The following is a 20,463-nucleotide window of genomic DNA, read 5'->3' on the forward strand; positions in this document are numbered from 1 at the left end:
CCGGCCGGCCGGCTGCACGTTGCCCATTCGCCGGCCCTTCCAGTATGGACCCAACCGTTTCCCAGACCATCCCCGAAGTCATTCGGACCGTTCCGCTTCAGTACTACGTTTTCTTCGCCTCGGCCCTGTTTGCCATCGGCGTTACGGGCGTGTTGGTGCGGCGCAACGCCATCATCATCTTCATGTGCGTCGAATTGATGCTCAACGCCGTGAACATCCTGCTGACGGCCTTTTCGGCCTACCGTGCCGACCCCAACGGCCAGATTTTCGTGTTCTTCATCATGGCCGTAGCCGCCGCCGAAGTATCGGTGGGCCTGGGCATCATCGTCATGATTTACCGCAACTTCCAGACCACCGACGTCAATCTATTGAGCCGGCTGAAGTGGTAGGGGCGGGGCTTGTCCCCGCCCGGCGTTCGCGCCGTTATTCTCCTGATTTCATCGTTCCGCTAGCCGGGCGGGGACAAGCCCCGCCCCTACGTACATGCAAGAAACCGTTCTCCCCGGCGCCAACGCCCCTTACGCAACGTTCATCTACGTTCTGATTCCGCTGCTGCCCTTCCTGGGCTTTTTGCTGAATGGATTGCTGAACAAGAAGCTTTCCGGCACCGTGGCCGGCCTCATCGGCAGCGCCACCGTGCTGGGTTCGTTCCTGATTTCGGTGATGCTGTTTCTGAATTTTCAGTACCAGTACACCGTGCAGCTGTTCGACTGGATTTCGGTGGGCTCGCTCCAGATTCCCTTTCAGTACCAGATTGACCAACTCAGCCTGATTATGCTGCTGCTCGTGACGGGCGTGGGCTTCCTGATTCACGTCTACAGCATCGGCTACATGCACCACGACGAAAACGTGGGCAAGTTCTTTAGCTTTCTGAACCTGTTTATTTTCAGCATGCTGCTGCTGGTGATGGGGGCCAACTTCGTCATCCTCTTCATCGGTTGGGAAGGCGTGGGTTTGTGCTCCTACCTGCTCATCGGCTTCTGGAACAAGAACACCAACTACAACAACGCCGCCAAGAAAGCCTTCATCATCAACCGCATCGGCGACCTGGGCTTCCTGCTTGGCATCTTCCTGATTTACCTTACTTTCAACTCGGTGCAGTACGCCGAAGTGTTCCAGAAGGCCAGCCTCGGCCAGTTCGGAACCTATGGCGTGGGCATCTGCACGGCCATCACGCTGCTGCTGTTTGTGGGCGCGATGGGTAAGTCGGCCCAGCTGCCGCTCTACACCTGGCTGCCCGACGCCATGGCTGGCCCTACGCCGGTTTCGGCCCTCATCCACGCCGCGACGATGGTAACGGCCGGCATCTACATGGTGCTGCGCGCCAACGTGCTGTTCACGCTCTCGCCCGATACGCTGCAAGTAGTGGCTATTGTGGGTGCCGCTACGGCCCTGTTTGCCGCCACCATTGGCCTGGCCCAGAACGATATCAAGAAGGTACTGGCTTACTCCACGGTGTCGCAGCTGGGCTATATGTTCCTGGCGCTGGGGGTGATGGGCTATTCCACGGCCCTGTTTCACGTCCTCACCCACGCTTTCTTCAAGGCGCTGATGTTCCTCGGGGCCGGCTCCGTGATTCACGCCATGAGCAACGAGCAGGACCTGCGCCGCATGGGCGGCCTGCGCAAGGCGCTGCCCATCACGTTCCTGACCTTCCTCATCGGCTGCCTGGCCATTTCGGGCATTCCACCGTTCTCGGGCTTTTTCTCCAAAGATGAAATCCTGGCGCACGCCTTTGAGCACAACAAAGTGCTGTGGGCCATGGGCTTGCTCACGGCTTTCCTAACGGCATTCTACATGTTCCGCCTGCTGTTCCTGGCTTTCTTTGGCGAATTTCGGGGCACCGAGGAGCAGAAGCATCACCTGCACGAGTCACCTGCTTCGATGACGTTTCCGCTCATCGTGCTGGCCATTCTGGCGGCCGTAGGCGGTTTCATGGGCGCGCCCATGTTCACCGGCGGGCACCACTACCTGGCCGAGTATCTGGCCCCGATTTTCACTTACTCGCAGCGTATTCTGCCCGAGGTTTTCTCGGCCAAGCCCGATGAGCACACGGAGCTGATGCTCATGATTGCCTCGGTGGCCGCCGGCTTGCTGGGCATCGTTCTGGCCTATGTGATGTACGTGGCCCGTGCTCAGCGCCCGGCCGAAGACGAGGCTCACCGCTCGGCTCCCGAAAGCCTGGTGTACCACAAATACTACATCGACGAGCTGTACAACAACGTGTTCACGCGGCCCATCATGGCACTGTCGTCGGGCCTGTATAAGTTCGTGGAAAACGGCGTTATCAACCCTGTGGTGGGTGTTTTTGGGCGCGCGGTGAATGGCGGTGGCCAGCTGCTGCGCTACGTGCAGACCGGGGCCGTAGAAACCTACCTGATACTGATGGTTATCGGCATCGTGCTAATTCTGGGGTTGAATATCGGCCGGTTTTAAGGCCTGAATTTTCCGGGTAATAATTGGGAAAGCCGCTTGTGAAAACAGGCGGCTTTTTTCATGCGAAAACCTGTTGGCTGGCCATTTTAAACTATTGCCACTAAACGAATGAGTCCAACTATAGCGCAATAAAGTCAAATATTTGCTTTTACAACTACTTGAATCATAGCGTTATCGTATTTTGATGGCTAAATTCTTAAGCGCTGAGAGAACAACTTTTTTAGCTGGAAAGGGTATAGCAGCACATCCAATGCAATGATGGGCCGACTGGCTCGCGGCGGATATCGCATCTATCCCACACACCTAAAACTTATGGTCTCAAAACCTAATCTCCTACGTGGCCTCGCCCTGGGAGCAGTCGTGCTTGGCATGGCCGCTCCGCGTGCTCAGGCCCAAACTGCCGACCGCAAAACGGCCATTGGCATCAATGTTAGCATAGAACAGTATCGCGGTAATATGGGTACTGATTTCTGGGACATTGGCTACCCCAAGGAATTCCGGGTGGGCGGCGGCGGACACATCACGCGCTACCTCTCGCCTTCGTTTGACGTGGCCTTGCTGGGTAACTACGAAACCTACCGCTTTTCGAGCGACGTACCCGGGAACAACTTCGAACTGCGCAATGGCATGGTGGACCTGGGCCTGAAGCTAAAGCTCAACAACGGCAAAATACTTAAGGAAGACGCATTCATTCAGCCTTACCTGATGGGCGGAGGCGGCATGTTCTTGGCCAACACGTCGGGGCAGAATAACGGGCGCGGCTTCGGCGTAAACCAGATTCGGCGCCCTGAAGTGTTCGGCTTGGCTGGCCTGCGGTTCCGCCTTAGCGACGCTGTAGCGTTGGATTTGACTACCAGCCAGCACTACCCTTTCACCGAACGTTCGGACAACTTGTACGGCCCGGTTAACCCGGCCGATAAGCTTTATGACCGATTCTTGGTGCATTCGCTCGGTCTGACGGTGGCTTTGGGCAAGATGAAGGATGAAGACAAAGACGGCGTGTCGGACAAGAAGGACAAATGCCCCGGCACCCCGGCTGGCGTAGCAGTTGACCCCAATGGCTGCCCGCTCGACAAAGACGGCGACGGCGTGCCCGATTACCAGGACAAGTGCCCCGACGTGAAAGGCGTAGCTGCGCTGCAAGGCTGCCCCGACCGTGACGGCGACGGCGTGACCGATGCCGACGACGCTTGCCCCGACACCCCCGGCAAGCCCGAGCTGAAAGGCTGCCCCGACGCCGACAACGACGGCGTGATTGACCAGAACGATAAGTGCCCCGGCACCCCGGCTGGTGTGCAGGTTGACGCCAATGGCTGCCCGCTTGACAAAGACGGCGACGGTGTTCCGGATTACCAGGACCGCTGCCCCGACCGCCCCGGCCCGGCCAGCAACAAAGGCTGCCCCGAGGTGAAAGCCGAAACCAAGAAGCGTCTGCAAGAGGCCACGAAGTACATCAACTTCGAATTCAACAAGGCCGTGCTGCTCCCCAGCTCGTACCCCACGCTGAAGGACCTCGCCACCATCATGGCAGAGTACCCCGACTATACGCTGGCCATTTCGGGCCACACCGATAGCAAAGGCGCCGACAATTACAACCTGAAACTTTCGGATGACCGTGCTGCTTCGGCCCGCACCTACATGCTGAGCCAGGCGGTGCCCGCCGACCGCATCGTGTCGCACGGCTACGGCGAAACCAAGCCGATTGCCGACAATGCCACGGCCAAAGGCCAAGCCCTGAACCGTCGCGTTGAGTTCGACCTTTACCTCACCGGCGACCCCAACGCCTCGGAAGTGAAGTATGGTCCGGCCCCGACCATCGTCCCCGAGCCGGTGAAAGCCGCCCCGGTAAAGAAGGCTCCCGCTAAGAAAGCTCCTGCCAAAAAGGCCCCGGCCAAGCGCAAGAAGTAATCAAGGCTCAGCTCCAGTAGCTGATGAATGAAGAAAGGCCCGCTCGATGAGAGCGGGCTTTTTTTGTGGCTTGCGACGGAGAATAGCCTAGATTCCAAACCGGGTATAAACAACTGTTTATGGGTAGTTTGAAATAGCAGTTGGCCGGAAATAATGTTGGGGCAAGCCTCGCAGCCTACACTCTATAGTGCCGAATACGTCACCGATAAATAATACAGTCCGCCCACGCTTGGCCCGCCGAGGTAGGACACGTAGTAATGGTTGAGCACGTTGCTGGCCCCCAGCTTGAAGCGCAGGTTAGGTGCGGGCACAGTGTAGCTGAGCTGGGCATCGAGAGTATGGTAGGCGGCTACGGTTCCGTTGACTAGGAATGTCTGGGAATAATAGCCCTGCTGCCAGCGGTAGTTAAGACCGAATCCGACGTTTTTATAAGCGTTTTCGTTACCCAGGCTTAGGTTGTAGGCCCAGCGCGGCGTGTTGAATCCGTCTTCGAGGCCGTCGCCGTTTTCAGTGCGGTCGAGGCGGGTGTAGGTGGTGTTGGCACCCGCGAGGTAGCCGCTGGGCAACTCGTAGCGCAGGCCCAGCGAGCCGCCGTAATTATATACTTTGCTCTGCGCGTTGGTCCAGAGGCGGTAACGGTTTTGGGTGCTTTTGGCGTTGAGGTAGATGGCTGTGGAGTCCGGATTCAGCGTTTTGGGTACGTAGGCCTCCACCTGGGCAATGAAGTCGCGGTAGGTGTTGTAGTAGAAATCCACATCGACCAGCAGGCGGCCTTTGGGCAGCAGCGCGGCCTTGTAGCCCACCTCCAGCGAGTTGATGTGCTCGGGCTTGAGGTAGGTGTAGGGGTTTTTCACCAGCAGGCCCTTGTTCTGGGCAATGGCCTGGTTTTGAATGGCCTGCTTCTGGGCGGCCGTGGCGTTGGCGGGCGTGTTGGCATTGATGTAGGCCGTGTTGGCGGCCCCAAAAGCATCAATGCTGGTGCGCAGATAGCTGTTCTCAAATACGCCGTCCGACATGACCCGCAGCCCACCGATGCGCTTCACCTGCCCGCTGTTCACGTTCGAGAATCCTTCAAACAGGCTCGGAAACCGGTAGCCGCTCTGGTAGCTCACCCGGAAGTTGGCCTGCTGCCCGGGCGAGTACACGGCCGTAAAGCGCGGGTTGAGTTTCAGGTCGAAGTAATCGTTCTTATCGGCCCGCAGCGTGGCTGTGAGGCGAATTTTCTCGTTCAGCAGCCGTGCCCCGGCCTGCACGAAGCCGCCGGTTTTGGAGTAGGTTAAGTTGTCGCCGAGCGGGTCTTTGCCCTTTTCGGGGTTGATGAAATAGGTGCCGTCGGGCACCACGATGTAGGTGCGGTGGTCGGCCCCGGCCAGCACGTCCAGGGCGGCGGGTAGGCGGCGACCGGCGCGGCGCAGGGCCTCAGCAATGTTCACCTGGCCCTCGGCGTGGAGCAGGTCGGCGCGCACGCGCAGGGCCGCGCCCACGTCCCAGTTATTGATGCCCTGCACGGTGCTAAGGCTGTTTTGGAAGGCCGGCGTGCCGGGCATGGGGCGGCCGGCATCGGCGGCGGCGCGGGCTGCGGCGTGGGCCTGGGCCACGGTTTGGCCGGCCTGGGTGGCGGCGTTCCAGGCGGCAGTGTAGTCGCGATTCCAGGTGGCGTCGGGCTTGTAGCCGCGGTCAATGTTCTCGGCAGCGGAGCGCAGGTTGTAGCTCTGGCCGGTGTTTTCCTGGGTGAAGTAGGCGCGGGTTTGCACCACGGGCGTGGTCAGGCTCAGGGCGTGCTGCTGCAGCAGGTAATTCTGCAGCTGGAAGCGGTTCGAGCGCTGGTACACGTTGTCGAAGCTGGCCACGCGGTAGGTGTAGGCCAGCTCGGTACCGGGCCGGAAGCGGTAGTGCAGCGCGGCATCGCCCTTTAGGGCGCGCAGGTGGTAGTCCACCACATCTTGCTCGGCGTAGCCGGTGCGGGCCACCTGGTAGTTTTTGCCGCCCAGGCTCAGCGTGCTGCGGTCCGACGACTCGTTGCCGTAGCTGTTCACGGGGTCGCGGGCCGGGTTTTCGGCTCCCAGCAGGCCGGTGTTGGCGTTGCCATTGGGGTTGATGTCGGTCTGGTCGTTGGCCACCCAGTCGTAGCCGCGCAGGTAGGTGCCGTTCACCTTGAAGGCCAGCTTCGGACTCAGCACTTTGGCGTAGCGCAGGCTGGTTTCGGAGAAGATTTTAGCCCCGGTATTGGCATCACCGACGTGGTTGACGCCCACCTTCTGCTGCACGCTCAGCCCCTGGGAATCGAACGGGTTTCTCGTCCGAAAATTGGCCAGCCCGTTGATGGCGTTCAGCCCGTAGAGGGCGGCAGCCGTGCCGGGTACGATTTCCACCGAATTGATGTCCAAATCATTAGGTCCCAATACATTCCCAATTGGCCCGCCGATGTGCGGGGCTTGGTTGTCCACGCCATCCACGAGCTGGGCGAAGCGCACGTTGGTGGTATTGGTGAAGCCCCGGGCGTTTATCACCTTGAAAGCCAGGCTGGGCGTAATCACCTGCACGCCCTTGAGGTGCTCAATAGCATCAAAAAACGACGGCGCGGGCGTGAGCCGCAGCGCCCGGGCATTCAGCTTTTCCACCGTCACCGGCGACTGCAAAAAGCTCTCCTCAACTTTGGAAGCGGATACCACGACTTCTTCCAAATCGACTTTTCGGCGGGTTGTATCGGCCGGGATTATGCTCTGGCTGCGGGCGGCGAGGGCTGGCAGCAAAGCGGCAGCAAGCAGCGCCGGAAAGGCGCGGTTGAGTAGGAATGAAGCCATTAAAGCGGGCGTTATATCCGTAAAGATATAGCGCCCGTTTTTAATCTTCTTTTTCGTGCAACCGCTGCGTTTCGAGCGCCATGAATTCCTGAAAACGGGTTTGCAGGGCTTTAAATGCCACAATGGCGGCCTGGCCGGCCGCCGTTACAACGGCGCCGCCGCCTTTGGTGCCGCCGGTTTGGGTGCTCACCAGCGGGGTGGCGGCCTGCGCATTCATGGAACTCACCAAGTCCCAGGCGCGCTTGTAGGACATGCCCATGGCCTGCGCGGCTTTCGATATAGAGCCCAGCGCCGCAATCTGCTCCAGCAATTCCAGCCGGCCGATGCCGAGGAAGCGGCCGTCGTCCGTTTCGAGCCAGAGGCGACCGTTCAGGCGGTAGGTTTTATCGGGGAGGAGCAGGGGTTTCATGGGGCAAGTATAGGCGTAGCGCGGACTTTTAGGCTGCGGTTGGCTCGTTCAGACACGGACTAAAAGTCCGCGTTACACCATAGCAAGCATTTGCCGGGCATTGCCGATGGCCGAGGCGTCGATGTCGTTGTTGAAATACAGGTAGGCTTCCTGCACGGCGGAATTTGTTTGGATTTCTCCGGTCACGCGGCGGAGGAAATCCTCGGAATAGGGCGAGCGGTAGAGGTCGGGCACGCCGTGGAAGCGGTAGTAGAGCACGGGCGTGGTAGCCACTACGGCATCGGGTAGTTGCGGGTGGCTCTGGCCACAGAAGATGACCTGGCAGCGGGCCAGCTCGTCGTACACTTCGGGCCGCCACCAGCTGGGATGGCGGAATTCGAGCACGTTGAGGAAGCTGGGGTCGAGGCAATCGAGGATGCGGGCGAGGCGGTCGGAGTCGTAGGCCAGGCGCGGCGGCAGCTGGAAGAGGACGGGGCCTAGTTTTTCGAGCAGGCCCCGCCCGGTCGTATCATAAAAGTCGCCGAGCAACTGCTGCACGTTGCGGAACTGCTTGTAGTGCGTGATGAGCTGCGGCGCTTTCACGGCAAAGCGAAAGTCGGGCGGACTCCGGCGGTACCAGTTTTCGAGGAAGGAAAGCTGCGGAAACCGATAAAAGGTCACGTTCAACTCCAGGGTGCGGAAGTGCTGGCTGTAGTACTCAAACCACAGCCGCATGGGCATTTTCTCGGGATAAAAAGCGCCGCGCCAATGGCGGTAGTGGTAGCCGGAGCAGCCAATGTGGAATACAGCCATACGATTTGCAAACGCTCGCCCGCCCGCTGGGGTTAACGCCGAGCTTACAACAACTGCTGCATCTGCCGGGCATCTTCCACGCCCACGGCCCCGATGCCATTATTGAAATAGAGGTACACTTCCCGCACGCTTTTAGCGGCTTTTATTTCGGAGGCGATGCGCGCCAGAAACCCCGGGCTGTAGGATGATTTGTACAGCTCGGGCACGCCGTGAAAGCGGTAATAAACGACGTCGGTGTTGGCCACAACCTCGTCGGGCAGTTCCAGGGGCGGCGGGTAGCTTTGGCCCACGAAGGCGATGTGATAACGGGCGAGCGTGCGCTGCACTTCGCCGTCCCACCAACTGGGATGGCGAAATTCGACCACGTTCTGAAAGGCCGGGTCGAGGCTATCGAGCAGGCGTTGGAGCAGTTCTTCGGTGTAGGCCGCTTTGGGTGGCAGCTGGAAGAGCACAGGGCCAAGCTTTTCCTTCAAGCCTTCGGCCACGGTGCCATAAAAATCGGCCAGAATGGGCTGCGCTTCGGCGTTGAATTTCTTGTAGTGCGTGACCTGGCGAGGCGCTTTCACGGCAAACCGGAAATCGGGCGGGCTCTGGGCGTACCAGGTTTCGAAAGCCTTGAGCTCCAGCATTCGGTAGAAGGTCACGTTCAGCTCCAAGGTGTTGAACTGGGTGCAGTAGTAGGCGAACCACTTGCGCGGCGGCAGGCCTTCGGGATAAAAGATGCCCTTCCAGTCGCGGAAGGAGAAGCCGGAGCAGCCGATGTATACAGTGGGATTCATGGGGAGAAAGGGCAAAAAGCCGCGCGCCAAGTTCTACGCAAGTCCAAGGCCCGCGACTGAAGGGCGGTCTTGCTACCCCAGCGCATATCCCGGTTTCATTTCTGCGTATGAAAAATCAGTTGCTTTCCCTGAAGGCGCAGCTGGCTGCTGGGGCAGGGGCCCGTGTTTGCTGATAAGGCTCACTCCCTACCTTCGCAACTTAAACGCCCCCATTCCTATGTCCGTCATCGACAAAATAGCCTGGCTGCACCTGCGCGATGGCCAAGTGCTGAGCACCCGCAGCCACGGCAAAGACCGGTACTACTTCCCCGGCGGCAAGCGCGAACCGGGCGAAACCGATGCCCAAACCCTGCTGCGCGAAATCGAAGAGGAGCTGACCGTGACCCTCGACCCGGCCAGCCTGACGTATGCCGGCACGTTTGAGGCGCCCGCTCACGGGCATCCGGCGGGCGTGCTGGTGCGCATGGCCTGCTACTACGCCCGCTACAGCGGCACGCTGCAGCCAGCCGCCGAAATCGCGGAGGTGACGTGGCTGACCTACCGGCACCGCGCCCAAGTGTCGGCCGTGGACCAGCTGATTTTTGACTGGCTGAAAGCGCAGGGGTTATTGGCCGAATAAAAGCTGAGCGGCAACCAATTCGCCATCCGGAAGTAAAAACAGCTGCCCCAGCGCGGCCGCAGTCAACCGCGCGTGCTACGCTATTTTCTCCGTTATGATGTCGAAAAATGTTCCGCTACTGCTGGCCGGTCTGGGCCTGCTGGCTGCTTGCGGTGGCCCCAGCAAACAGGAAAAGCAAGAAGCCGCTACCAACACGCCGGCCCAAACCGTGACCACGCCCGCCGCCGACTCGGTGCACCTGCCCGCGCCCTACGCCACCAAATCCGTCACCAACCGAGTAAATATCCAGCCCTGGCCAGCCGGCAAAACGCCCGTTGCGCCCGCCGGCTTTACGGTCACGGAGTACGCCGGGAAGCTGGACAGTCCGCGCTGGCTGTACGTGGCCCCCAACGGCGACGTGCTGGTGGCCGAAGCCAGCACCGTGCCGACGAGCATGACCAAAAAGGTGGCTGCCGAGCTCAAACTGGACAAGTCCCGGTCGCTGCGCGACCACAGCGCCAACCGCATCACGCTGTTGCGCGACACCAACCACGACGGCACGCCCGACCTGCGCACCACCTTTCTGGCGGGCCTCAGCCAGCCGTTCGGGATGCTGATTATGGGTAATTACTTCTACGTGGCCAACACCGATGGCGTGCTGCGCTTCCCCTACCAGCCGGGCGCTACCAAAATCACGGGCTCGGGCCAGCGCATTCTCGACCTGCCCAAGGGCGGCTACAACAACCACTGGACCCGCAACCTGCTGGCCGCGCCCGACGGCTCCAAAATCTACGTGACGGTGGGCTCAAGCAGCAACGTGCAGGAGCACGGGGCCGAGGAAGAAGTGCGCCGCGCCAACATTCTCCAGATTAACCCCGACGGTACGGGCGAGAAAATATTTGCCAGCGGCCTGCGCAATCCCATCGGCCTGCAATGGCAGCCCGGCACCGGCAAGCTCTGGGTCGTGGTGAACGAGCGCGACGAGCTGGGCGATGAGCTGGTGCCCGACTATTTCACCAGCGTGACGGAGGGCGGCTTCTACGGCTGGCCCTACTCGTACTATGGCCAGAACGAGGAGCCGCGGCGCAAAAACGAGCGGCCCGACCTCATCAAGAAAGCTCTGGTGCCTGACGTGTCCTTGGGGGCGCACGTAGCCGCGCTCGGCCTTGCTTTTTATGACAAGGATGCCTTTCCGGCCAGGTACCGCAACGGCGCTTTCATCGGCGAGCACGGCTCCTGGAACCGCACGCAGTTTTCGGGCTACAAAGTAGTATTCGTGCCCTTTGCCAATGGCAAACCTGGCAAACCGGAGGATTTTCTCACCGGTTTCCTGGCCGGCGGCGACTCGAAGGACGCTTACGGCCGTCCCGTGGGAGTGGCCACGCTGCCCGACGGCTCGCTGCTGGTGGCCGATGACGCAGCCGATAAAATCTGGCGCGTGAGTGTCGCTAAATAGGCTTCAATTGCCGGCCGGCAAGGGCTGCTGATAGTACAGCCGGGGCGTTTTGATAATGCCCCAGAAGTACATCATCTCGGTATTGACGTCCGATTTGCGGTAGTCGGTGAGTACATTCCAATCCATGATGGTGCAGTCGGAAGGCAGGAGCACCACCGGTTCGGTTGACTGGGCCAGCGTGGCGAAAAGCTGCCGTTCGCAGGTATTGAAGTCACGGGCTTTGGGCTTGTCGGCTATTGTGAAAAGGGCCGCGAAAACTGCCACGGCTGCCGCATAGCGCCGCCGGGCCACAGCCGGCAGGTGCGTGAGCAGGTAGTAGCTCGAAAAGGCAAAACAGCCAATCATGCCCACAAGGATGGGCAGAATACTGTCGCGCCGGATGACGTTTTCCCGATAAGCGCGGTAGCCGCCCAGCGGCAGCAGCAGCATATACACCAGCGCAAATACGCCCAGCCATTGTAGGGCCTGCTGGGCTTTAGTCCCCAGTGGTGTGCGCACCGAGCGGGCTATCAGCCAGGCATTCACCAGCAGCATGACGAGCAGCAGCGGCAGGCCCAGCTTGCCCGTGAGCTCATCGTAGATGCCAAAAGGCAGCCGGGCGTAGCGCTCCGACAACGGAATGCCGGCCCATAGGTTTTCGGAGTTGTTCCGGCCGATGTAGAGCGAATACAGGCTCAAGGCACTGAAGAGAACAAACAGGCTGAGCTTGCGCCAGGGCAGCGCGCTGACGGCCAGCGTCGCTCGCCGGAACCAGTTCATGCCATTGGCCAGCCCAGCGAAGTGGCCGCGCCAAGCCAGCAGCAGCGCCGTGGGGCAAACCAGCAGTACCACAGCCGGAATAACCGGCCCATTCAGGGCCAGCAGTACGACCAGACCCAGCAGCCCCACGTACTCCAGCGCCGACAAGCGCAGCGGCATGCCGTGCAGTGCCGCCCGCAGAAACGGCAAAAAAAACAGCAGCAGCAAGCTCATGGGCAGCGCGTAGAAAGCCGCGTAAGTCACCGACCAGTCGATGATGCCCATCTGGCCACCGTAGCCCTCGGCCTGGAGCAGCGGCGTAACCAATACGGCCGCCAGCAGGAATTTTCGGCCCAGCACGTTGCGCGAATTGCTGATGGCCACGGCCAGCACGTACACCAGCAGCATGTGCACAGCCAATTTCAGCAGGGCGCAGGCCGCGTACACGCTGTCGAGAGGGCTCAACGCGCCTTGCAATAGCAGGGGGATGTGCCGGAAGTATTCGTGCAAAAACAGGTGGGCGAAAAACCGGTTCGGGGCCGGGTAAATTTCGTGCCCCAGCAGCGCCCGCAGCCCAAAAGGGTCATGCAACACAATGCTGTAGGGCTTGCCCGGGGCCACGATGGCCGCCAGGTCGCCATCAAGAGGAAACTGAAAATATTGCCAGCCGGAGTATGCTAAGTCGCCAATCAAAAAAAGGAGCAGGAGATAATTCCAGTTTCGCTTCAGCATGCAGCGTAGGTTGGGGTAGAGTGTGCCCGGCCACTGCGGCCGGGCCGGCCAAATTACGGCAGCCCGCGCCGGGAATCTCCCAAACCTACGCCAGACCGCGCGCGATGCCCATTTCCAGGCCGCGCAATTCGGCCAGGCCGCGCAGGCGGCCGATGGCGGAGTAGCCGGGGTTGGTTTTCTTGTGGAGGTCGTCGAGCATCTGGTGGCCGTGGTCGGGGCGCATGGGCAGGCTCACGTTGCGCTGGCGCATGGCCTGGATGAGCTCGCGCATCACGGCGTACATGTCCACGTCGCCTTCGAGGTGGTTGGCTTCGTAGAAATTGCCCTCCGCGTCGCGCTGGGTGCTGCGCAGGTGGATGAAGTGAATGCGCCCGGCAAACTGCCGCACCATAGCCGGCAGGTCATTGTCGGCCCGCACGCCGAAGGAGCCGGTGCAGAAACACAAGCCATTGCTGAGGGAAGGCACGGCCGCTGCCAGCGCGGCTACGTCATCGGCCGTGCTCACCACGCGCGGCAGGCCCAGAATGGGGTAGGGCGGGTCGTCGGGGTGAATGGCGAGATTAATGCCGGCGCGCTCGGCCACGGGCACGATTTCCTTTAGAAACAAAATCAGGTGCTCGCGCAGTCTGGCCGCGTCGATGCCCTCGTAAGCATCCAGCGCCTGCTGAAATTTTTCGAGGGTGAAGCTTTCCTCGCTGCCCGGCAGGCCGGCGATGATGTTGCGCTGGAGCTGCTGTTTCTCCTCGGCACTCATAGCCGCGAAGCGGGCTTCGGCACGGACTAATTCTTCAGCCGTGTAGTCCTGAGCCGCATTCCGGCGTTTGAGCAACTGCGTGTCGAAAGCTACGAAAGCGGCCTTTTCGAAGCGCAGGGCTTTGGAGCCGTCTTCGATTTCGTAGGCCAAATCGGTGCGCGTCCAGTCCAGCACGGGCATGAAATTATACGTCACCGTGAAGATGCCGCAGGCCGCCAGGTTGCGCAACGACTCCTGATAATTGGTGATGTAGTGCTGGAAATCGCCGGTGCGGGTTTTGATGTTTTCGTGCACGGGCACGCTTTCCACCACGCTCCACGTCAGGCCGGCGGCGCGCACAGTTTCCTGGCGTTTTTTGATTTCCTCCACGGTCCAGATTTGGCCGTTGGGAATATGATGCAAGGCCGTCACCACGTCGGTAGCGCCAGCTTGGCGGATATCGGCGAGGCTCACGGGGTCGTTCGGACCGTACCAGCGCCAGCTTTGAATAATGGGCATCGTTGGGAGTAGTATTGGTTATAGAAACGTCATGCAGAGCGCAGCGAAGCATCTTGCCCGCCACCACTAATTCTATTCGTCTGGATTACTTGCTGCGGGCAAGATGCTTCGCTGCGCTCTGCATGACGGTCTGTTATTGTTTATAAATAAGCCTATTACACGCCGCTGTAGGCATTGAAACCACCGTCCACCACCACCGTTTCGCCATTCACAAACCGCGAAGCGTTGCTCAGCAGGTAAATCAGCGTGCCGGTCAGTTCCTCCGGCTCGCCGAAGCGCTGGAAGGGCGTGTGGCTGATGAATTTGGTGGCCCGCTCGGTGTGCGAGCCGTCGGCGGCGATGAGCAGGTCGCGGTTTTGCTCGGTGAGGAACACGCCCGGTGCGATGGCATTCATGCGGATGCCGCCGCCGTAGCGCAGGCCCAGTTCGGTGGCCATCCAGCGGGTGTAGCCTTCAATGGCGGTTTTGGCCAGCGTGTAGCCCATCACCCGGGTGAGGGGCCGCTGGGCCGTGAGCGAGGAAATATTGACGATGGACCCGGTGCCCTGGTCGGCCATCACGCGCCCAAAAACCGTGGTCGGAATCACAGTGCCGAACAGGTTCAAATCCACAGCCCGGCGCGTGTCCTCAATGCCCACATCAAACAGATTTTGGCCCGGGCCGACGGTGGCACCCGGCATGTTGCCGCCGGCCGCGTTCACCAGCCCATCGATGCGGCCCCAGGTGCTCATGATTTTATCGCAGGCCGCGTTCATCTGGGCCACGTCCAGCACATCGGCCAGCACCACCAGCGCCTCGCCGCCGATGGCGCGAATGGCGGCCGCCCGCGCTTCGGCCCGCTCAGCGTTGCGGCCCAGAATGGCCACTTTGGCGCCGGCTTCCGCTACAGCCAGGGACATAGACGCGCCCAGTACGCCGGTGGCCCCGGTAATAATAACGACTTTATCGGCGAGGGAGAATTGGGAAAGGGAAGGCATAATTGGGAGGGAAATGGGTAGAATATTGGTGAGGTAAGGCCCCGGGCCTACAGCAGCTCTAAGTTTCCTTCCAGGCGGATATCATCCGACGCGCTGCCGACCATGAGGTTGAATTTGCCGGGCTCGGCGGCCCACTCCAGCTTGGAGTTGTAGAAGGCCAGCTTGTCCTTGTCAATTGTGAACGTCACGGTTTTGCTTTCGCCGGGCTTGAGGCTGATTTTGCGGAAATCCTTTAGCTCCTTGAGCGGCCGGGCCACGGAAGCCACGGGGTCGCGCAGGTAGAGCTGGGTTACTTCCTCACCGGCCACTTTGCCGGTGTTGGTGAGGGTGAAAGTCACCTGGGCCGACTCGCCGGCTTTTAGCTGCGCCTGGCTGATTTTCAGGTCCGAGTATTTGAACGTGGTGTAGCTCAGGCCGTAGCCGAAGGCGTAGCGCGGCGTGTTGGGCGAGTCGATGTAGGCCGACCTGTAGCGAATATCGCCGGGCTTGGTGACGGGGCGGCCGGTGTTGTACTGCTGGTTGTAGGCGATGGGAATCTGGCCCACGCTGCGCGGGAAGGTGATGGGCAGCTTGCCGGCGGGGTTGTAGTCGCCGTAGAGCACGTCGGCCAGCGCGGTGCCGCCTTCCGAGCCGGGCCACCAAGCGTAGAGGATGGCATCGGCCTGCTCCGATATCGCATCGAAAATGAGTGGCCGGCCACCGAAAACCACGACTGCCACGGGCTTGCCGGTGGCTTTAAGGGCTTTGAATAATTCTTCCTGCACGCCGGGCAGGTGGATGTCGGTGCGCGATTTGGCTTCGCCGCTCATATCCCAGGCCTCGCCCACGGTGAGGACGATGACATCCGCATTTTTGGCGGCGGCTACGGCTTGCTCGAAGCCGGCGCGGCTGTCGCCGCTCACGGCGCAGCCTTTGGCGTAGAGCAGCTCGGTGGTTTTGCCGGCGCGCTGGCGCAGGCCGTCGTAGAGCGAGGTGATGCGCGTGGTGTCGGTGTCCACGGTCCAGCTGCCGTTGAGGTCGCGCTTGGATTTGGCCAGCGGACCGATGATGGCCACGCGGCGCAGGGCCTTGGTGAGGGGGAGGGCGGCGTTTTCGTTTTTCAGCAGCACCAGGGACTTTTGGGCCATCTGGCGGGCGGCAGCGCGGTTTTGCGGGTCGCTCAGCACTTGCTTTTCGCGCTTCTCGTCCGAGAATCGGTACGGGTCATCGAACAAGCCCAGCTCGAATTTCTTGCGCAGAATGCGGCGCACGGCATCATCCACCAGGCTGATGTTGACTTTGCCGGCTTGCACCAGCTGGGCCAGTTTCTGGTGGTAGGCGTCGCTCTCCATGTCCATGTCGGAGCCAGCGGTGATGGCCTTTTGGGCGGCGTCGGTTTTGTCGGCTGCGTAGCCCCAGTTGGCCAGCTCACCGATGGAGCCCCAGTCGCTCACCACGAAGCCCGGGTATTTCCACTGGCCTTTCAGGATGTCGCGCTGCAAATAGGCGTTGCCGGTAGCGGGAATACCGTTCAGGGTGTTGAACGAGTTCATGAACGTGGCCGCGCCGGCCTCGGCTGCGGCGTGGAAGGGCGGCAGGTAAGTTTCCCAGAGCTGCTGCTCGCTGATGTCCACGGCGTTGTAGTCGCGGCCGGCGGTGGCGGCCCCGTAGGCGGCGAAGTGCTTGGCGCAGGCCATGATGGCATCGGTGCTGCCCAGCTTATCGCCCTGAAAGCCCAGCACGCGGGCCTTCGCAATCTGCGACCCCAAATAAGTGTCCTCGCCGGCGCCTTCCATTACGCGGCCCCAGCGTGGGTCGCGGCCGATGTCTACCATCGGCGCGAAGGTCCAGTGGATGCCCGACGCAGCGGCTTCCCGGGCGGCAACGTGCGCGCCGAGCCGGATGGCATCCAAATCCCAGGAAGCGGCCTCGGCCAGCGGAATGGGGAAAGTGGTCTGGTAGCCGTGAATCACGTCGAGGCTGAACAGCAGCGGGATGTGCAGGCGCGATTCCAGCGCCACGGCCTGGATTTCGCGGGTGTCCTTCACGCCCTTCACGTTCAGCATCGAGCCCACCTGCCCGGAGCGGATGCTGCTGAGCAGCGTGTTTTTGCGGTCGCTGGCCGGGCCGGTTACCTCGCGGCCCGAGTATTGGTTGAGCTGGCCGACTTTCTCGTCCAGCGTCATTTGGGCGAGCAGGGCCGAGATGCGCTGCTCAATATCGGCCGGGCTGGCGGTGGCTACCGCGGGCACCGGTTTTTTCTTTTGCGCTACCGCGGCGGTGCCGGGCAGCAGGCCCAGCAACAGCAGCGGCAACAGGGGCTTGGGAAACGAAATATTCATTTAGTTGCGATGAAAAGCTGCCTCAGCAGTTGGAAAAAGGATTTGTGCATTCTGGCGGCCACCGGCCACAGCCGCCCCGGCCGGGGCCTCAGTCTTACGTTCCCACCATTTTCGTGAGGCGCCGTTCCGACCGGGAGGGCTGTTTTTCGGACTCCGGTACGGCCAGCGGCCACCAGATTAGCACAAGGATTCCCGGGCGCGCCCAGAGAATCAGGAAATGGAATAAGAATTAGGTTTGCGAAAGAATACTGGGCTCATTTTCTGTGCCGGGCCGGGCGTTGCAGCAGCTGCATGGCCGCCGCGCAGCGCTGCCCCATCAGCCGCGCCGAAACAGCGTTGAAATGGGTGTGGTCGCCGATATCGGCCGTGCCCTCGGCGGTGACGAAGGCGTAGTGCGGCACCTGCTTTGTTAGGCCGGCCACGGCTTCATTTATGCGCACGGCTGCATCGTTGATTTGGGGCCGGCCATCGGGGTTGGTTTTGTTAATTTGAAAAGCTGGTAGCTGCCCGGCCACAAAAGGCACATTGGGAGCCTGCAAGTCTTCGCGCAGCTTTTTGATGAGAATCTTGAGTTTCTGCTGGTACAAGGCGCTTTTCTCGGGGCTGCTGTCCGATTCGCCCTGGTGCCAGATGATGCCGGCGAGGGTGCCATTTTGCAACGCGGTTTTGGCACGGGCCAAGGCGTCGTCGTAAGGGTGGGTTTTGGTGCCATCGTAGTAAGCACCGGGCGTCCAGACATCAATGCCCGAGCCACCCACCGCGCACGGAATCAGCCCGATGGTGGCGCTGGTGTCCGCCGCGGCCATGAGCCGGCCGAACGTCAGCCCCGGCCCCACGCCGGCAATGGTTTTATCAAAATGAATCGGGTCTTTGGCTACTTCCCACTGCCCGGCCGGGTTCAGGCGCAGCACGTGGCGGTTGGGTACGGTATCCTGGGTTTCCACCATGCCGCGTCCGGCCATATTCGACTGCCCAATGAGCAGGTAGAGCTGGAATTTTTCCTTGCGCGCCGGGGGAGCTACCACCTGGCGCAGGCGTGGTTTCAGCGCTTGCGCCCGCACGCCAGCCGCTGGCAGCAGGGCCAGTAGCAGGAGGTGCTGCAGGAGCAAGCGGGTGGGTTTCATGGGTTATTGCGGCTGGCGCTGGTCGAAGAAATCGGCCAGGTGATACATCTGCTGGTTTAGCTCCTTCATCTTGTCCAGCAGAGGCTGGTAGGGCTCCAGGTTGTTGTCCACGATGCCCTTGTTGGCGTTGGTGTTCGAGGGCTCCGCGCCTACCAGCGTAGGGTCGTTGTCCTGGTATTTGAACCAGTGCCAGCCCACGCAATTCTTCGATTCGAGCAGGCCCAGCGTGAAATTCTGGTAGAAGAGGCCGCGGTCGGCCTGCGTTTTCACCACCCAGCCGGCCCCGGCGGTGTTGGCCAGGCCGGGGGCGTCCTCGCCCTTCACGTACCATTCGGTCACGATGAACGGCTTGCCGGCGAAAACTTCCCAGTCGCGCACCCAGGTTTTCTCGGGCGTCCAGTTGTTGTAGTAGTTGATGCTCACGGCGTCGAGGTATTTGCCTGCCACCTTCATTAGCTCGGGGTAGTAGCGCTGCGCGCCGTGGAAGCGGCAGCCCAGGTACATGTGGTTGGGGTCGTACTTCTTCATGGCTTTGGCCACGATGGAGAAGTAGCGGTCGGCCGCGAAGGCCAGGAAATCAGCCCGGTTCTGGTCGGTGATGGTTTCGAGGGTGATGTTGCGCTCGTCGGCCCACTTTTTGGCGGCCACGTAGCCGGGCTCGGTCACGGGCAGCTTCAGGTAGCCGTCGAGGTTTTTGCGCAGCAGCGGCATCTCGTTGTCCGAGAAGTAGCCGAAAAGGTTTTTGTCCTTCTTGTTAGCGGCCAGCTGCTTGGCGTGCTGCTCGGCAAACTCCTCAAAGCCGGGGTCGAACGCGAAAATCACGTCGTTCGGGTAGCCTTTGTGGCCGGGCTGCACGTAGGTGCCGCCGCGCTTGTCGCCGTACTTACTCATGAAATCCAGGTTGATGGTGTAGGCCAGCGGTTGGTCGGCCCTGGCATTCTCCGCCTGAATTTCCTTGGTGGCCGACCACGCGCCGGCCCCATTGAACCCATTCGCAAAGAAGAACTTGCGGGTGGCCGCCATCCAGCCGGCGCGGTCGCCGTACTTGGCTTTCAGCGCCTTTTGAGTCCGTTCGGAGCCGCCGGCCTGCACGTCGTTGGGAGCGTTGTGCAGGAAGTAGTAGCCGTCGGGGTCCACGGCCCACCAGCGGCCGTTTATTTTCTCGACGTGGAAGTAGCCGGTGGCTTTGGTTTTCTTGTCAAGCCGCCCGCCGTACTTGTCCAGCTTCACGGTAGTCGGCTTGAAGCCCTGCAACGTGGCGATGGTGCGCGTGGGGTAGTTCTTATACTCCGAGAAGCCCGCCTTGCCGTCGACCTGGGAGTTGTTGATGGTCTTTTTGGCGGCGACGCGCAGGGTATATTCAGCGCTGTCGCGGGAGGTTTGGGCGTGGGCCGTGAGGGTGAACAGGAAGAGCGCGGCGGTCAGCCATTGGGATTGATTAGCAGTCATTATTTCCCGGTGTCGTATTTAGCCGCCTGCTGCCGGTAGTATTCCTGCAGCACAAAAAATGCCTTCTTCTTAACCCCCGTGCTCGAAATCAGGCCCTTGCGGTTGAAGCCGTTCTGGTACACCGGGTGCTGGCGGCGCGTGGCGCGGAAGTCGGCCAGAATCCAGGGCGTCATGCCGCGCAGGCCTTTTATCGTGCCCAGCATTTTGAGCTGGTTCACGTACAGCGCCTCCTGGTATTCCTCGCTCCAGCGGGTGTCGGCATCGCCGTGGTAGCCGGCCAGCGCATCGCCGCCGAACTCGCTAATCATCACCGGCTTGTTGTACTTGATATTGAAGGTGTACTTGGTGATTTCGCCGGGCTTGCCGCCCCAGTACCAGCCGGCGTACTCGTTGAAACTGGTGAGGTCCAGCGACTCGCCCAGCGGGTCGTCCACGTGGATGACGTTGTCGGGGGTGCGGTGCAGCTCCAGGGCGGCGGCAATGAGGCGGGTATCGTCCAGGGCGCGGGCCTTTTTCACGAGGTTGGTCATGAAAGTGAGGCGCGGGTCGCTGAGCGGGGTTTCGTTGCCGACGGACCAGACGACGATGCTGGCGCGGTTTTTCCCCATCGAAATCAGGTCGGAGAGTTGGGTTTCGGCGTTCTGGTAGGTGGCTTGGTTTTGCCAGGCAATGGTCCAGTACACGGGCA

Annotated in this window: 16 protein-coding genes; 5 read left to right on the forward strand and 11 right to left on the reverse strand. The window is 60.9% G+C overall.

Features of this window, described 5'->3' with window-relative positions; translation table 11 throughout:
* The first annotated feature begins 44 nt into the window (after positions 1-44).
* The 3 genes from nuoK to ACYU7Q_RS21505 all read left to right on the forward strand — a co-directional run bounded on the left by nuoK (position 45) and on the right by ACYU7Q_RS21505 (position 4,344).
* Positions 45-389 (forward strand): NADH-quinone oxidoreductase subunit NuoK, encoded by a 345-nt coding sequence (nuoK, locus tag ACYU7Q_RS21495; protein WP_190922755.1) that lies wholly within the window; start codon positions 45-47, stop codon positions 387-389.
* A gap of 94 nt (positions 390-483) precedes the next feature.
* Positions 484-2,436 carry an NADH-quinone oxidoreductase subunit L gene (nuoL, locus tag ACYU7Q_RS21500; RefSeq protein ID WP_460611511.1) on the forward strand — a complete coding sequence of 651 codons (1,953 nt, stop codon included), beginning with the start codon at positions 484-486 and terminating at the stop codon, positions 2,434-2,436.
* 369 nt (positions 2,437-2,805) lie between these two features.
* Positions 2,806-4,344: an OmpA family protein gene (locus ACYU7Q_RS21505; RefSeq protein WP_460611512.1), complete on the forward strand. Its 1,539-nt coding sequence runs from the start codon at positions 2,806-2,808 to the stop codon at positions 4,342-4,344.
* 182 nt (positions 4,345-4,526) lie between these two features.
* On the opposite strand, the gene ACYU7Q_RS21510 is transcribed toward ACYU7Q_RS21505, so the two are convergent.
* The 4 genes from ACYU7Q_RS21510 to ACYU7Q_RS21525 all read right to left on the reverse strand — a co-directional run bounded on the left by ACYU7Q_RS21510 (position 4,527) and on the right by ACYU7Q_RS21525 (position 9,128).
* On the reverse strand, positions 4,527-7,148 hold the full coding sequence (locus ACYU7Q_RS21510) for a TonB-dependent receptor (protein ID WP_460611513.1): 2,622 nt from the start codon (positions 7,146-7,148) through the stop codon (positions 4,527-4,529).
* Positions 7,149-7,188: 40 nt separating this feature from the next.
* Complete coding sequence (locus ACYU7Q_RS21515) at positions 7,189-7,557, reverse strand: winged helix-turn-helix domain-containing protein (protein WP_460611514.1); 369 nt, start codon at positions 7,555-7,557, stop codon at positions 7,189-7,191.
* Between the two features lie 72 nt (positions 7,558-7,629).
* Complete coding sequence (locus tag ACYU7Q_RS21520) at positions 7,630-8,349, reverse strand: DUF72 domain-containing protein (RefSeq protein ID WP_460611515.1); 720 nt, start codon at positions 8,347-8,349, stop codon at positions 7,630-7,632.
* Between the two features lie 44 nt (positions 8,350-8,393).
* Positions 8,394-9,128, reverse strand: a complete 735-nt coding sequence (locus ACYU7Q_RS21525; protein ID WP_460611516.1) for a DUF72 domain-containing protein — start codon at positions 9,126-9,128, stop codon at positions 8,394-8,396.
* A gap of 217 nt (positions 9,129-9,345) precedes the next feature.
* Here ACYU7Q_RS21525 and ACYU7Q_RS21530 point away from each other — a divergent pair, with 217 nt between their 5' ends.
* Entirely contained in the window at positions 9,346-9,747 is a 402-nt protein-coding gene (locus ACYU7Q_RS21530) for an NUDIX hydrolase (RefSeq protein ID WP_460611517.1), read from the forward strand.
* A 97-nt stretch (positions 9,748-9,844) separates the two neighbouring features.
* Positions 9,845-11,182: a PQQ-dependent sugar dehydrogenase gene (locus tag ACYU7Q_RS21535; protein WP_460611518.1), complete on the forward strand. Its 1,338-nt coding sequence runs from the start codon at positions 9,845-9,847 to the stop codon at positions 11,180-11,182.
* 3 nt (positions 11,183-11,185) lie between these two features.
* Here the strand turns inward: ACYU7Q_RS21535 and ACYU7Q_RS21540 are convergent, their stop codons facing one another.
* The 7 genes from ACYU7Q_RS21540 to ACYU7Q_RS21570 form a co-directional block, all read right to left on the reverse strand.
* Positions 11,186-12,652: a hypothetical protein gene (locus tag ACYU7Q_RS21540; protein WP_460611519.1), complete on the reverse strand. Its 1,467-nt coding sequence runs from the start codon at positions 12,650-12,652 to the stop codon at positions 11,186-11,188.
* Between the two features lie 85 nt (positions 12,653-12,737).
* Positions 12,738-13,904: a mannonate dehydratase gene (gene uxuA, locus ACYU7Q_RS21545; protein ID WP_460611520.1), complete on the reverse strand. Its 1,167-nt coding sequence runs from the start codon at positions 13,902-13,904 to the stop codon at positions 12,738-12,740.
* Positions 13,905-14,059: 155 nt separating this feature from the next.
* Positions 14,060-14,881: an SDR family oxidoreductase gene (locus ACYU7Q_RS21550; protein WP_460611521.1), complete on the reverse strand. Its 822-nt coding sequence runs from the start codon at positions 14,879-14,881 to the stop codon at positions 14,060-14,062.
* Between the two features lie 47 nt (positions 14,882-14,928).
* Positions 14,929-17,202 (reverse strand): glycoside hydrolase family 3 protein, encoded by a 2,274-nt coding sequence (locus tag ACYU7Q_RS21555; RefSeq protein WP_460611522.1) that lies wholly within the window; start codon positions 17,200-17,202, stop codon positions 14,929-14,931.
* Positions 17,203-17,456: 254 nt separating this feature from the next.
* Positions 17,457-18,326, reverse strand: a complete 870-nt coding sequence (locus ACYU7Q_RS21560) for a sialate O-acetylesterase (protein WP_460611523.1) — start codon at positions 18,324-18,326, stop codon at positions 17,457-17,459.
* A gap of 3 nt (positions 18,327-18,329) precedes the next feature.
* On the reverse strand, positions 18,330-19,775 hold the full coding sequence (locus tag ACYU7Q_RS21565) for a hypothetical protein (RefSeq protein WP_460611524.1): 1,446 nt from the start codon (positions 19,773-19,775) through the stop codon (positions 18,330-18,332).
* Positions 19,775-20,463: glycoside hydrolase family 2 TIM barrel-domain containing protein (locus ACYU7Q_RS21570; RefSeq protein WP_460611525.1), on the reverse strand; the 689-nt coding region annotated here is incomplete at its 5' end. The genes ACYU7Q_RS21565 and ACYU7Q_RS21570, both read right to left, overlap by 1 nt.

It is taken from the genome of Hymenobacter terrigena (assembly GCF_054776515.1).

Excerpts from the sequence above, each read along its gene's own strand:
- ACYU7Q_RS21505 (WP_460611512.1), top strand. The coding sequence starts at position 2,806 with ATGGCCGCTCCGCGTGCTCAGGCCCAAACTGCCGACCGCAAAACGGCC.
- ACYU7Q_RS21525 (WP_460611516.1), bottom strand. The coding sequence starts at position 9,128 with ATGAATCCCACTGTATACATCGGCTGCTCCGGCTTCTCCTTCCGCGAC.
- ACYU7Q_RS21515 (WP_460611514.1), bottom strand. The coding sequence starts at position 7,557 with ATGAAACCCCTGCTCCTCCCCGATAAAACCTACCGCCTGAACGGTCGC.
- ACYU7Q_RS21535 (WP_460611518.1), top strand. The coding sequence starts at position 9,845 with ATGTCGAAAAATGTTCCGCTACTGCTGGCCGGTCTGGGCCTGCTGGCT.
- ACYU7Q_RS21565 (WP_460611524.1), bottom strand. The coding sequence starts at position 19,775 with ATGACTGCTAATCAATCCCAATGGCTGACCGCCGCGCTCTTCCTGTTC.
- nuoL (WP_460611511.1), top strand. The coding sequence starts at position 484 with ATGCAAGAAACCGTTCTCCCCGGCGCCAACGCCCCTTACGCAACGTTC.
- ACYU7Q_RS21510 (WP_460611513.1), bottom strand. The coding sequence starts at position 7,148 with ATGGCTTCATTCCTACTCAACCGCGCCTTTCCGGCGCTGCTTGCTGCC.
- ACYU7Q_RS21555 (WP_460611522.1), bottom strand. The coding sequence starts at position 17,202 with ATGAATATTTCGTTTCCCAAGCCCCTGTTGCCGCTGCTGTTGCTGGGC.
- uxuA (WP_460611520.1), bottom strand. The coding sequence starts at position 13,904 with ATGCCCATTATTCAAAGCTGGCGCTGGTACGGTCCGAACGACCCCGTG.
- ACYU7Q_RS21560 (WP_460611523.1), bottom strand. The coding sequence starts at position 18,326 with ATGAAACCCACCCGCTTGCTCCTGCAGCACCTCCTGCTACTGGCCCTG.
- nuoK (WP_190922755.1), top strand. The coding sequence starts at position 45 with ATGGACCCAACCGTTTCCCAGACCATCCCCGAAGTCATTCGGACCGTT.
- ACYU7Q_RS21540 (WP_460611519.1), bottom strand. The coding sequence starts at position 12,652 with ATGCTGAAGCGAAACTGGAATTATCTCCTGCTCCTTTTTTTGATTGGC.
- ACYU7Q_RS21530 (WP_460611517.1), top strand. The coding sequence starts at position 9,346 with ATGTCCGTCATCGACAAAATAGCCTGGCTGCACCTGCGCGATGGCCAA.
- ACYU7Q_RS21520 (WP_460611515.1), bottom strand. The coding sequence starts at position 8,349 with ATGGCTGTATTCCACATTGGCTGCTCCGGCTACCACTACCGCCATTGG.
- ACYU7Q_RS21550 (WP_460611521.1), bottom strand. The coding sequence starts at position 14,881 with ATGCCTTCCCTTTCCCAATTCTCCCTCGCCGATAAAGTCGTTATTATT.